This is a genomic window from Acinetobacter sp. SWBY1 (genome assembly GCF_002946595.1).
GTDB classification, from domain to species: Bacteria; Pseudomonadota; Gammaproteobacteria; order Pseudomonadales; family Moraxellaceae; genus Acinetobacter; species Acinetobacter towneri.
Genome location: NZ_CP026616.1, coordinates 2,669,789 through 2,682,261, shown reverse-complemented (window position 1 = coordinate 2,682,261; position 12,473 = coordinate 2,669,789). Strand labels below are relative to the sequence as shown.

Sequence of the window (12,473 nt, the reverse complement as noted above, 5' to 3'; positions counted from 1 at the left end):
GTTATAGATTGATCTGCATAGAGATAAAAAAGCGATAAAAAACCAGTGCCTTGAACTGCACTGGTTTTTATGTCTGAGAAAAGTTTTAGTACACTCAAATCAAGTCAATGAATCTGTAGTTTTCTCTTTCTCTGCTGCGACTTTTTTTCTTGCCTTACTAAACCGTTTGGCAGGCCAAACCATCATAAAACGTGCACCACCCAAGTTTGGACTCTGATCGACTTCAATTTTCCCACCAAACCAATAAGCAATACGGCTCACAATAGATAAACCTAAACCATAACCACCTGAAGCACGGGTGCGGCTGTCATCTAAACGAGCAAAGGCTTCAAATACACGTTCTCGGTCTTGTTCGGGAATCCCCGGCCCATCATCTTCCACACAAACATAGGCCATGCCTTGTTCGTTAATACCGCCACTGATCAAGACTTTATGGTCACAGTAACGGACTGCATTGCCCACCAAGTTCTGTACCACACGGTGCAAGTAACGGCGTTCAGCTTCCACTTCCAAAGTCACAGGTGGGGCAAGCAATTGAATATCTTTTTGGGTTTTCAATGCTTCTGTTTCCGTAGCCACCTGCTCTAGCACTTCAACCAAAACGATCTTTTCAATTTCTAAAGATGGCATGCCCTGTTCAAGTTTGGCATAGGTCATGATCTCATCAATCAAGGTGTTTAAAGCCTCAATATCTTTATCAATCATTTCGACTTGCTGTAAGCGATATTCGTAATCATCTTCTTCTGCCAGCATTTCCATACCAAAACGAATACGTGCCACAGGCGTGCGCAGCTCATGCGATACAGCGCGCATCAGTTCACGCTGCGCTTCAATCAAACGCTGAATATGGTCAGACATGCTGTTATAGCTAGATGCCAAACTTGCCATTTCATCTGTGCCATCTACAGGCAAACGCATGTTTAAATCGCCCGATTTAGTACGGTTTAAGGCATAGTTCACTTGGCGAATCTTACGCTGCATAGGCAAGATCAGACCATAAACCCCCAAACTCAACATAAACATACTGAGCAAGGTAATGCCTGCTGCCAACTGGAATGGCATCCAGTTAAATAACGGCACAGGCCCTAAAACCAAGACTTCTGAGGGTGAATTTGGCATCGGTGACACAATCGAGATGGTTGTACCACGCACGGTGGCATTGTCACGATATAAAATAATGCTGTGATCGAGTCTTAAACGCCCAATCTGTTCAGAATCGAGTGGCAGTTCCTGAATATTTTTAATATTGACTGGATAAGAAAAGTGCTGCTGAATTTTGGCTAGATATTCTTTTTCCTGACCTGGGTAATACACCAAATAATCTAAAACAAAAATCGGCAAAGCTTTCATTTGCCGTTCTGTAATTTTATCTGCCTTGATATATAAATAATGATTTGGATCATCTTTCATACCCAAAATAATATAGGCAATCATATTTTCGGCATCATAGCGCACAGCGGCTTTACGTTCTTTAATCCGTCGAAGCTCTGTGCGCGACAAATCTACTTTGTCTGCCTGCACATAATAGATGGGTAATTCTAGCAAATCGGATGCATCAGAAATCCAGTCTTTCTTTTGCTGTTCGTTTTGTTGTCGTGCAATCCCTTCACTAATAATATAAGCCATACCATCAGTTAAAGACTCACGATATTCTTGCGCACGCTGATAGTTGATGATTTGCACCAATAAGTACGCCAAAATGGCAACTACTGCAACTAAGATCACCAATCCTGCATATATGCGCAAGAATATACTGTGTTTAAGCACAAAATCCGTCCTATGTGACTTATTTTATATGTGAGCCAGTATTTGACTCAGAAAAAAGCGTATTACATGCCGTTGGTTTCTTTAACGAACAAATAACCTTTACTGCGCACAGTTTTAATACGTTTTGGATTTTCAGGATCATCACCAATTTTTGGACGAATACGTGAAATACGCACATCAATTGAACGGTCTTGTCCATCATATTCAATGCCGCGCAGACGCTCAAAAATATCTTCTCGAGATAAAATACGCCCCGCATTCGAAGCCAACAACCATAACAGGTCATATTCTGCGCTAGTGAAATCAACCAACTCACCATTTAAAGTCACAGCACGGCCGCCGTTATCAATTACTAAATCATCAAATTCAATGCGCTGTGCGACTTCATCTTCAGTCACTTTGTCGGTACGGCGTAATAAAGCACGAATACGCGCCAACAATACGCGCGGCTGCACAGGTTTTGCAACATAGTCATCTGCACCCATTTCTAGACCTAGCACCTGATCCATATCTTCAGTACGCGCAGTCAGCATTAAAATCGGTTGATGATAATGTGGACGAACTTCACGACAAATGGTTAAACCATCGGCACCTGGTAACATCACATCAAGCACCACAAGGTCGGGCTGCTCGGCAATAATACGGCGAATCGCGCGGTTGCCATCTGGTTCTACCCCAACTTCCAAACCATTGCGAATTAAGTATTCCTGCGTAAGTCGTGCAAGGCGTTCATCATCTTCAACAATTAAAATTTTTGGTAACTTTTCTTCTTGACTCATAACCTGTCCCTTTATTGGATTCGACCTATCCTTTTAAAATCTGAGAGATAGGTCTTGATATAATTTGCAATATACACACGTTTACATTGTAAACAAGATACTGTTCACCAAACTGATACATCTGCGTATTATTTTGTTATATTTTTATTAAGCATTGAATTTATAGCACTTTTCTAGTTTTGGTGATTTTTAAACAGATTTAAGAAATATAAAGTTACAAAATGGGTATTTTTTGCACTAGATCAAGCCTTTGCCGCCTTTGGAAAAATTATCTCACAACTTTTAAAGTTATCCACAAGGTTATCTATAAGCAGTTTTTCCGAGCTTTGCTATGCTATGCCCTTGTCTGATAAGGCTTATAGCCGAAAGGACAAAATTCGGTATTTTTGAGATAAATTTGAATCCTAAAATAGTCAAAATTTAAAAGAAAAAGTCAATATTGATCTACCCTCAATTTTCCCGTATCTTGTGTTCAATTCAATTTTAAACCACTAAGTCTTGTGTTTATCCCTCAATCACTGCGGCCTAAATTTTGCCCAGTTTAATGGTCCATAAACATAACAATAGATGACAATGGAGCTATGCTGACATGAGCGTAATCACCTCAACCCCTGGTCAATTACAAGTGATTAAACGCACTGGTGATGTTGCCGCTTTTGATGCTGAAAAAATTGCAGTTGCAATTGGCAAAGCGTTTCTGGCTGTAGAAGGTCAACAAAGCGCCGATTCAAGCCGCATTCATGATCGGATCGAACAACTGACTGAAATGGTGTTGAACACATTCAACCGTCGTTTACCCTCTGGCGGAACCATTCATATTGAAGAAATTCAAGATCAAGTTGAACTGGCGCTTATGCGTACAGGCGAGCAAAAAGTTGCTCGTGCTTATGTCATCTACCGTGAACAACGCTCAGAAGCACGTAAGCAAGCAGGTGAAAACCATCACCCGACTTTACAAGTGACCGACGCAAACGGTCAGCTTAAACCACTAGATTTAGGTGCTTTAAAAGCAACCGTGAATAAAGCGGCAGAAGGTTTAGAAGGCATTGATGTAGATGCCATCATTGATGAAACCGTGAAAAACCTCTACAACGGTGTAAAAGAGTCTGACATCTCAACCACCATGATGATGGCGACCCGTACCCGTATTGAGCAAGAGCCGAACTATACTTATGTGACTGCGCGTTTATTGCGTAATGACTTGGTGGCAACAGGTTTAGAGTTTTTAGGTTTAGCAACAGATACACCTGAAGGCGAAGCATTAGAAACTTTCCTGAAAAAAGGTGTTGAGCTTGATTTGCTTTCTGCAGACTTACTTGAGTTTGACCTTGCCAAACTTGCTGCAGCGATTCAACCTGAGCGCTCAAACCAGTTTACCTATTTAGGTCTGCAAACCTTATTTGACCGTTATTTCATTCACTCAAATGGCGTACGCTTTGAACTTCCACAATTGTTCTTTATGCGTGTATCAATGGGTCTGGCGCTCAATGAAGATGACCGTGAAGCACGTGCAATCGAGTTCTATAACTTATTGTCTAGCTTCGACTACATGGCATCTACGCCTACCCTGTTTAACTCAGGTACGCTACGCCCACAGTTATCAAGCTGTTACTTAACTACAATTTCCGATGACCTTTACAACATTTATGGCGCAATGCGTGACAACGCAATGCTGTCTAAATGGGCAGGTGGTTTAGGTAATGACTGGACGCCAGTACGTGCCTTGAACTCATATATCAAAGGAACTAACGGTAAATCTCAAGGTGTTGTTCCGTTCCTTAAAGTGGCGAACGATACTGCTGTTGCGGTCAATCAAGGTGGTAAGCGTAAAGGTGCGGTATGTGCGTACTTAGAAACCTGGCACTTAGACATCGAAGAATTCCTAGAGCTGCGTAAAAACACAGGGGATGACCGTCGTCGTACCCATGATATGAACACAGCCAACTGGGTACCTGACTTGTTCATGCAACGTGTCTTTGAAGATGCAGAATGGACATTGTTTACGCCATCTGAAACACCAGACTTGCACGACTTGACGGGCGAAGCTTTTGCTGAGCGTTATGCGTACTACGAAAGCATTGCCAAAGAAACCAACATGCTACATAAGAAACTTCGTGCGAAGGACTTATGGCGCAAAATGTTGTCAATGCTGTTTGAAACAGGTCACCCGTGGATCACATTCAAAGACGTATGTAACTTACGTTCACCGCAACAACACGTTGGTGTAGTGCACTCATCTAACTTGTGTACTGAAATTACCCTCAATACTAACCAAGATGAAATCGCGGTATGTAACTTGGGTTCTATCAACCTTGTACAACACGTTCAAGGTGGTGTGTTAGACCGTGAAAAATTAGCACGTACTATTAAAACTGCAGTGCGTATGCTCGACAACGTCATCGACATCAACTACTACGCTGTACCACAAGCACGCAATTCAAACTTAAAACATCGTCCTGTGGGCATGGGCATCATGGGCTTCCAAGATGCGCTTTATGAGATGAACTTGGCTTATGGTTCAGATGCTGCAGTTGATTTTGCCGATGAATCTATGGAAGTAATCAGCTACTACGCGATTCAAACGTCTAGCGACTTGGCGGTTGAGCGTGGTACTTACGAAACATTTAAAGGTTCATTGTGGGATCAAGGTATCTTACCAATTGACTCTTTAGACATTGTGGCGAAATCACGTCCAGAACGTATGTTTGAAGTAGATCGTACACAGCGTTTGGATTGGGACAGCTTACGTGCCAAAGTTCAAAAAGATGGTATGCGTAACTCAAACGTGATGGCGATTGCTCCGACTGCAACCATTTCAAATATTTGTGGCGTTTCTCAGTCTATTGAGCCGACATTCCAGAACTTATATGTGAAGTCGAACTTGTCTGGTGAATTTACAGTAATCAATCCTTACCTTGTTCGTGCATTGAAAGCGCGTGATTTGTGGGATTCTGTAATGGTGAATGACCTGAAACACTTTGAAGGTTCAGTACAAAAAATTTCACGTATTCCTGAAGAGTTAAAAGCAATCTTCGCGACTGCATTTGAAGTTGAGCCACGTTGGATTGTAGATGCAGCATCACGTCGTCAAAAATGGATTGATCAGGCGCAATCGTTGAACTTGTATATTGCAGGTGCAAACGGTAAGAAACTTGACCTGACTTATAAAATGGCATGGTTACGTGGTCTGAAAACGACTTATTACCTACGTGCATTGGGTGCGACTTCTGCAGAGAAATCGACCATTAACACAGGTGCATTGAACGCAGTAAAACCTGCAACCGTAACTGCAGCTCCTGTGGCAGCCGTTGCACCAGAAGCAGCTGCAGCAGTTGATGAAGATTTTGCTCAAGCAGCGCCAGTGCCAATGGCATGTTCAATTGACAACCCTGATTGTGAAGCTTGTCAATAATTAACTAAAGGTATCTACATCAGAATAAAGGCTACCTCTGTGGCCTATCTGATAAATCTTCAAAACATGGGCTACATGTAGCGTAATTATCTAAGTAAAGGTGATTATGACTAAGAAGAAAGATGTCTTTAGAAAAAAACTAAAGCTAACAAAACAGGAAAAACGCGAACATAAAAGTCGAATGGAGAAGTTTAAAACTCTTTCTCTATATTGGATTCTGCTTCAACGACTGTTAGATAATTTAAACCACTTGGTTGATCTGGGAAGCTTAGTATTCCCAAATCAACAAATGAGCCAAAAGCTTTTTAAAATTACTTTCAGGTTGATAAAAAAGTACTGGTGGCTGTTTTCTGCCCCATTAATTTATCACCTGTTGGTTATTCAAGCTCCAACTCATACTTTTTCAAATAACTTCTTTTAATGGGAAGTTATTTATTAAAAATCAAAGGAAACCACCATGCCACACATGACCCACAACTATATGTTAGGACTTGCGGTCTTGCTGATTTCCTTTGTTGTATTGTTTTACGCACCGATTGCTTACTTTTGGGTGCAAGCGGTGAAACAACAGCGAAAGCAAAATAAGTCGTGAACAGCTTGATCAGAACGTACATTTTTCAGAGCAAGATGAGCAAAACTTAATTTTGCTTTCACAAATTAAGCGTATAGTAAGACATCTCAGCGTGGCTGGATGTCCATAAAAGATATAAAGCAACGAAGAGAGAATTGATATGTCTATCCTAAGTTGGGACGATTTCGAAGATGATTCGCAAAAACCGGCTGCTCCTGAACACAAGTCTGCGCCCGTCGAGCCGCAAAAAGCGCATGATCCGCAGATGGTATCTGATGCAGAGCAACCACAGACGCCTGTGGCAACTGCACAACCCGCTGCAACCCTTAGAAGTGGAACAACAGATTCAACCGATCCGTTGGCAAGAGCATCTAACGCTCTAGAACAACTGGATGTTGCTCCAGGTCTTGAAGAACTGGAAATGGGTGCGTCACGCGTACAGGTTGATGATAAAGCCATGATCAACTGTCGTGCAGACTTAAACCAGCTTGTACCTTTCAAATACGAATGGGCATGGCAAAAATATCTAGATGGTTGTGCAAACCACTGGATGCCACAAGAAGTCAACATGAACCACGACATCGCATTGTGGAAGTCTGAAAATGGCTTAACTGAAGATGAGCGCACTATTGTAATGCGTTCACTCGGTTTCTTCTCTACTGCAGACTCATTGGTTGCAAACAACTTGGTATTGGCTATTTATCGCCATATCACCAACCCAGAATGCCGCCAATACATTTTGCGTCAAGCATTTGAAGAAGCAATTCACACTCATGCCTACCAATACTGTATCGAGTCTTTGGGTATGGACGAAGGCGAAGTCTTCAACATGTACCGTGAAGTACCATCGGTAGCACGTAAAGCAGCATGGGGCTTAAAATACACACAATCTTTAAGTGATCCAACTTTCAAAACTGGTACACCTGAAAACGACCAAATTTTGCTGCGCAACTTGATCGCATTCTATTGTGTACTTGAAGGTATTTTCTTCTACTGTGGTTTTAGCCAAATCTTATCGATGGGTCGTCGTAACAAAATGAATGGTGTTGCAGAGCAATTCCAGTACATTTTACGTGATGAATCAATGCACTTGAACTTTGGTATCGACATGATTAACCAAATCAAGATTGAAAATCCGCATCTATGGACTGCAGAATTCCAGCAAGAAGTAATTCAAATGATTCTTGAAGGTACTATGCTTGAAATTGAATATGCACGTGACACCATGCCACGTGGCGTATTGGGTATGAACGCAGGCATGATGGAAGAATATTTGAAATTCATCTGTAACCGTCGTTTAAGTCAGCTCGGTTTACCTGAACAGTTTGTTGGCGTAAACAACCCATTCCAATGGATGTCTGAAATGATGGACTTGCGTAAAGAGAAGAACTTCTTTGAAACGCGTGTGACTGATTACCAGACTGGCGGTGCGTTGAGCTGGTAATAATTACCGCGGTAAACGACACATCCAATGACATTTGCAGCACATCCGTGTCACTCGAAAGCAAAACTTGAATGACATATGATGCTAAAAAAAAATAGAGCCTAATGGCTCTATTTTTTATTTACTTTAAAAAATCAAAAAGGATAATATCCAACAGCTTTTGGAGTTAAAGCTGTATTATGTTAAATTTAAAAACTCTATAAAATATAAAATTAGTTCTATTGATCAATGAACTAAAATTATATGTAAGTTAAAAATAAATAGAATAAGGGGTTATAAAAATGAATCTTGACTTAAGTAAATGGAGTCTAGTTAAAAATGTTTTTTCTAAAGCACAAAAAGCAAATATGCATGTAAATATTGCGAGTGTTTCTATAGAGGGCATACCTAACATCACCCCAATAGGAACAGTTTTCTTAAATGATGATGGAACAGGCTTTCTATTCGATTCATTCTCTAAACAACTCGCAGAAAATCTCCAAACAAATAACAATATTTGCATCAGTGCTGTAAATTCAAGCAAGCTATTTTGGTTATCTTCATTTATTCAAGGTCAATTTAGTTCTTATCCTGGTGTAAGGCTCTATGGGGAACTTGGGGACTTGAGACCTGCAACACAAGAAGAAAAATTAAAAGTTAATCGACGTATCCAATCGCTAAAATGGACTAAGGGCAGTAAATTAATTTGGTCTGATTTTACAAATGTCAGAGAGTTTAAAATTAAGAGCTACAGATGGATTAGCTACCCTAATATGATGGATCATTTAACATAATAGTGGTCACAATATAGCCACATATTGGCATAAAAACAGCAACTTAAAAAGCCACTCAACGCCCTAAAACCCAATTTTAATCTATAAAAAGCACCACTCAATATGACCACCCTCACCCAAAATTTATTGGCCTTATTACAGTTAGAACAAAAAAGTGAACATTACTTTATTGGACAAAGCCAAACGCACTTTGGCACGCGTGTATATGGCAGGCAATTACTGGCGTAAAGTATTATGGCTGCAGCAAACTTGACAGCTAAGTCTCTGTATAACCTGCATGCTTATTTCTCTATACTGGCGATGCCACCGCACCTATTCTGTATCACACAGAACTTTTACGTGACAGCACAAGTTTTAGCACCATACAAGTCACCGCTTTACAGTTTGGACGTCAAATTTATAAAGCCATGTTGTCATATATGCAGCCTGAAGATGGATTGGAGTACCAGACCACTGCGCCTGAATATCCCGCAGCAGAACAACTACAGACAGAACAGTGCTATAAACAAAATAAAGAAAGGCGCATCGCGCGCCTTTTTTTATTCAAACCACTGAAAATTAAGCAGGAATACGTAACACTTGCCCTGGGAAAATGTCATCGGCATTTTTCAATAATGGACGGTTAGCTTCAAAGATTTTGTTGTATTGGTTGGCATCCCCATAAAACTCTTTAGAAATTTTAGATAAGGTATCGCCTGATTTTACTGTATAGAACTTACTTTCTGGTTCTGGGGTTGCAACGGTGAGTTGATCATCCACTTGCGCAACGTGGTCAATATTACCCACAGCAAGAATAATTTTTTCACGATCTGCCTGACTGTTGACCTGTCCACGCACTGTCGCTAAGTCCGTGGTTGAGTTATAACTCACCGATAAACCTGTCACAGGTAAACCTAAACTTTTCACATGCCCCAAAAGCTTATTTGCAATTTCTTGTGCTGAAGGTTCTACTGGTGTACTTGGTGCAGCTTGTGGTTCTGCAGCTGCTGTATTTTTCTTACCAATCCCTTTTACAAAATCAAAAAGACCCATGAGGTGCTCCTATTTTTTCTGCTGTTATAAATCGTCGCTCATTTACATAAGCACTTTGCGGTTCTCATTCATTTATAACCAAAAAATAAGCCGCTTCGGTTGTGATTAGACACGAGCTTGGTAACAAAGTGTAAATCACATCACACATTCAAAAAGATGCATTTTTTCATGATCGCGTGCAAATTTGCAAAAATGACAGCGCATAAAAAAGCCACCTTGCGGTGGCTTTCATTTCAGCAGAGCTGAAATCAACAATTAACCAAGTTTTTTAGTTACATAGTCGATTGCTGATTGAACTGTTGTGATTTCGTTAGAATCTTCGTCTGGGATTGTGATGTCAAAATCGTTTTCGAAAGACATTACAAGCTCTACTAAGTCTAAAGAGTCAGCACCTAAGTCATCCATAAAAGATGCTTCGTTTTTGATTTCTTCAGCTTTAAGACCAAGTTGTTCTGCAACCGCTTGTTTAACGCGTTGTTCGATATCGCTCACAGGAATTCTCCTCATTGCTTGTGGCGTTTTTAATGCCGTTAGTTTAATTGAATCTATAAAATTTTGAAAGTTTATACTTGAGCTTAGCTCATGTATAAACCACCATTTACGTGTAACACTGTACCAGTGATGTAACCAGCTTTGTCAGAAGCCAAGAAACTCACTGCATTTGCGATATCTTGTGGATCACCTAAACGGTTTAATGCCACTTGCTCACTCATTTTTTTGCGAATTTCTTCACTTAACTGATCTGTCATTTCAGTTGCAATAAAGCCCGGCGCAACCGAGTTTACTGTAATTTGACGACTGCCCATTTCTTTGGCAAGGCTTCGGCTGAATGCTTCAATACCGGCTTTTGCCGCAGAATAGTTGGCTTGTCCTGGGTTCGCAAAATGTGCCACCACAGAACTAATATTAATAATGCGTCCAAAACGTGCTTTGGTCATGCCTTTCAAGACACGTTTAGATAAACGGTAAACTGCCTTTAAGTGAATGTTGAGAATGTCATCCCAATCATCTTCTGACATACGCAGTAACAAATTATCTTTGGTGATACCCGCATTGTTGACCAATACCAAAACTGAACCATAGCTTTGTTCAATGTCAGAAACTAAGGCATCAATGGCAGCACCATCACGAACATCTAAAACTTTACCTGCACCGTTTTCTGCAAAACTTGCCGATAATTTTTCTGCGCCCGCTTCAGAAGTGGCAGTACCTACCACAAAAAAACCGTCTTGAATAAGTTGCTGAGCGATGGCTGCACCAATCCCTCGGCTTGCACCTGTGACTAATGCAACTTTACGTTCTTGTGTCATGCAATTTTCCCTTCTGCCACCAAAATGGCATTTAGCGCATCTTCCATACGACTTTGTGTGTCGAGTGGGAATGCTTTTTCGATATTCGGTAAACGCTTCGCAAGATTCGCCAATACGTTGCCTGGCCCACATTCCACGATATATTCAATACCTTGATCTTGTAGATATTGCATAGTTTGTGTCCACTGCACCGATTGATACAATTGCGCAGTAAGTGCCTGACCTAATTGCGCAACATCTGCCGCGATTCCAGCGTTGACATTTTGTATTACAGGAATACGCGGTAGCTCAATGGCAGTTTGTTCCAAAGCTTGTGCAAACTGTTCTGCCGCAGGTTTCATCAATGAACAGTGCGAAGGTACAGATACAGGCAGTGCAATAGCTTTACCACCATTTTCTTTAGCCAATGCCATCACAGCTTCGACTAAAGTTTTATCGCCTGCAATCACGACTTGGCCTTGCGCGTTGTAGTTCGCTGCTTCTACCGAGCCACGACCTTGCACATTAACTTGTTCACATAGCTCTAGCACTTTGGCATCTTCAAGACCCAAAATAGCCGCCATAGCGCCCTGCCCTTGTGGTACAGCATTTTGCATTAACTTACCACGTAAGTTCACCAATTTGACTGCATCGCCCAAGCTTAGGCTGCCTGCTGCAACCAATGCGCTGTATTCGCCTAATGAGTGCCCTGCCAAGTATTTTGGTGCAACACCACCCAGCTCTAACCACACACGCCATAATGCGATACTTGCAGTGAGTAATACCGGCTGAGTAAATTCTGTTTGGTCTAAACCTTCACCACTTTGTGCAATGTGCCATAAGTCAAAGCCAATTGCTTCAGAGGCTTCTGCAAATGTTTCGCGCACACCGCTAAACTGTTCTGCAAGCTCAGCCAACATACCGGCTTTTTGTGAGCCTTGACCAGGAAAGACAAATGCAGTTTTAGTGGCTTGAGCTGCTTGCTCGAGTCGTTTAGCAGACATAAAAAATCCTTTAATTAAGATGCGCAAATTGTAGTTTTTAGCAGCTACAATCCACACCTTCTCATGTAAGCTCAGTTATGGAGCGAAAATTTAACACTTAATTTTGCTTTTAGTAATTGCCAAATACAACAAAAATCGGGCACAAAAAAAGGGAGCTTACGCTCCCATTTTTTCTACTAAGCTTGACGCTTAATACATCACCAATTATTCAGCATCTGCTGCTTTAGCGAATAATTGACGACCACGGTAGAAACCATCTTTAGTTACGTGGTGACGACGATGAGTTTCACCAGTAGCTTGGTCTACAGTTAATGCATTCTCGGTTAAAGCGTCATGTGAACGGCGCATGTCACGGCGAGAGCGACTTTTACGGTTTTGCTGAACGGCCATGATGGCTCCTTA

Annotated in this window: 12 protein-coding genes; 5 read left to right on the top strand and 7 right to left on the bottom strand. The window is 41.2% G+C overall.

Annotation, left to right across the window (positions count from 1 at the left end; all coding sequences use genetic code 11):
- Positions 1–99: 99 nt before the first annotated feature.
- A complete protein-coding gene (gene bfmS / locus C3Y93_RS12910) occupies positions 100–1,767 on the bottom strand; it encodes a sensor histidine kinase BfmS (RefSeq protein ID WP_104853119.1) in 1,668 nt (555 codons plus the stop codon).
- Between the two features lie 62 nt (positions 1,768–1,829).
- Positions 1,830–2,546 (bottom strand): response regulator transcription factor BfmR, encoded by a 717-nt coding sequence (gene bfmR / locus C3Y93_RS12905; RefSeq protein ID WP_004972318.1) that lies wholly within the window; start codon positions 2,544–2,546, stop codon positions 1,830–1,832.
- A 589-nt stretch (positions 2,547–3,135) separates the two neighbouring features.
- Here bfmR and C3Y93_RS12900 point away from each other — a divergent pair.
- From C3Y93_RS12900 to C3Y93_RS12885, 5 genes are all read left to right on the top strand, one after another.
- Positions 3,136–5,958 (top strand): ribonucleoside-diphosphate reductase subunit alpha, encoded by a 2,823-nt coding sequence (locus C3Y93_RS12900; protein ID WP_104853118.1) that lies wholly within the window; start codon positions 3,136–3,138, stop codon positions 5,956–5,958.
- 106 nt (positions 5,959–6,064) lie between these two features.
- Positions 6,065–6,379: a hypothetical protein gene (locus tag C3Y93_RS12895; RefSeq protein WP_104853117.1), complete on the top strand. Its 315-nt coding sequence runs from the start codon at positions 6,065–6,067 to the stop codon at positions 6,377–6,379.
- Positions 6,380–6,415: 36 nt separating this feature from the next.
- Positions 6,416–6,550, top strand: a complete 135-nt coding sequence (locus C3Y93_RS14525) for a hypothetical protein (RefSeq protein ID WP_265087825.1) — start codon at positions 6,416–6,418, stop codon at positions 6,548–6,550.
- 139 nt (positions 6,551–6,689) lie between these two features.
- A complete protein-coding gene (locus C3Y93_RS12890; protein WP_104853116.1) occupies positions 6,690–7,973 on the top strand; it encodes a ribonucleotide-diphosphate reductase subunit beta in 1,284 nt (427 codons plus the stop codon).
- Positions 7,974–8,254: 281 nt separating this feature from the next.
- Complete coding sequence (locus tag C3Y93_RS12885; RefSeq protein ID WP_104853115.1) at positions 8,255–8,746, top strand: pyridoxamine 5'-phosphate oxidase family protein; 492 nt, start codon at positions 8,255–8,257, stop codon at positions 8,744–8,746.
- Positions 8,747–9,304: 558 nt separating this feature from the next.
- Here the strand turns inward: C3Y93_RS12885 and lysM are convergent.
- The 5 genes from lysM to rpmF form a co-directional block, all read right to left on the bottom strand.
- Entirely contained in the window at positions 9,305–9,778 is a 474-nt protein-coding gene (gene lysM, locus C3Y93_RS12875; protein WP_070152986.1) for a peptidoglycan-binding protein LysM, read from the bottom strand.
- A 255-nt stretch (positions 9,779–10,033) separates the two neighbouring features.
- On the bottom strand, positions 10,034–10,270 hold the full coding sequence (acpP, locus tag C3Y93_RS12870; RefSeq protein ID WP_001279871.1) for an acyl carrier protein: 237 nt from the start codon (positions 10,268–10,270) through the stop codon (positions 10,034–10,036).
- Between the two features lie 83 nt (positions 10,271–10,353).
- Entirely contained in the window at positions 10,354–11,088 is a 735-nt protein-coding gene (fabG, locus tag C3Y93_RS12865; protein ID WP_019837736.1) for a 3-oxoacyl-ACP reductase FabG, read from the bottom strand.
- The gene (gene fabD / locus C3Y93_RS12860; RefSeq protein WP_096902067.1) at positions 11,085–12,071 is read right to left on the bottom strand and encodes an ACP S-malonyltransferase; all 987 of its coding nucleotides are present in this window, start codon (positions 12,069–12,071) and stop codon (positions 11,085–11,087) included. Before fabD ends, fabG begins: the two co-directional genes overlap by 4 nt.
- A 204-nt stretch (positions 12,072–12,275) precedes the next feature.
- A complete protein-coding gene (rpmF, locus tag C3Y93_RS12855; protein WP_000290730.1) occupies positions 12,276–12,461 on the bottom strand; it encodes a 50S ribosomal protein L32 in 186 nt (61 codons plus the stop codon).
- Between the last annotated feature and the right edge of the window lie 12 nt (positions 12,462–12,473).

What these genes read in the sequence shown, in the direction of transcription:
- bfmR (WP_004972318.1), bottom strand. Translation starts at nt 2,546, where the DNA reads ATGAGTCAAGAAGAAAAGTTACCAAAAATTTTAATTGTTGAAGATGAT.
- C3Y93_RS12900 (WP_104853118.1), top strand. Translation starts at nt 3,136, where the DNA reads ATGAGCGTAATCACCTCAACCCCTGGTCAATTACAAGTGATTAAACGC.
- C3Y93_RS12895 (WP_104853117.1), top strand. Translation starts at nt 6,065, where the DNA reads ATGACTAAGAAGAAAGATGTCTTTAGAAAAAAACTAAAGCTAACAAAA.
- C3Y93_RS14525 (WP_265087825.1), top strand. Translation starts at nt 6,416, where the DNA reads ATGCCACACATGACCCACAACTATATGTTAGGACTTGCGGTCTTGCTG.
- C3Y93_RS12890 (WP_104853116.1), top strand. Translation starts at nt 6,690, where the DNA reads ATGTCTATCCTAAGTTGGGACGATTTCGAAGATGATTCGCAAAAACCG.
- C3Y93_RS12885 (WP_104853115.1), top strand. Translation starts at nt 8,255, where the DNA reads ATGAATCTTGACTTAAGTAAATGGAGTCTAGTTAAAAATGTTTTTTCT.
- lysM (WP_070152986.1), bottom strand. Translation starts at nt 9,778, where the DNA reads ATGGGTCTTTTTGATTTTGTAAAAGGGATTGGTAAGAAAAATACAGCA.
- fabG (WP_019837736.1), bottom strand. Translation starts at nt 11,088, where the DNA reads ATGACACAAGAACGTAAAGTTGCATTAGTCACAGGTGCAAGCCGAGGG.
- fabD (WP_096902067.1), bottom strand. Translation starts at nt 12,071, where the DNA reads ATGTCTGCTAAACGACTCGAGCAAGCAGCTCAAGCCACTAAAACTGCA.
- rpmF (WP_000290730.1), bottom strand. Translation starts at nt 12,461, where the DNA reads ATGGCCGTTCAGCAAAACCGTAAAAGTCGCTCTCGCCGTGACATGCGC.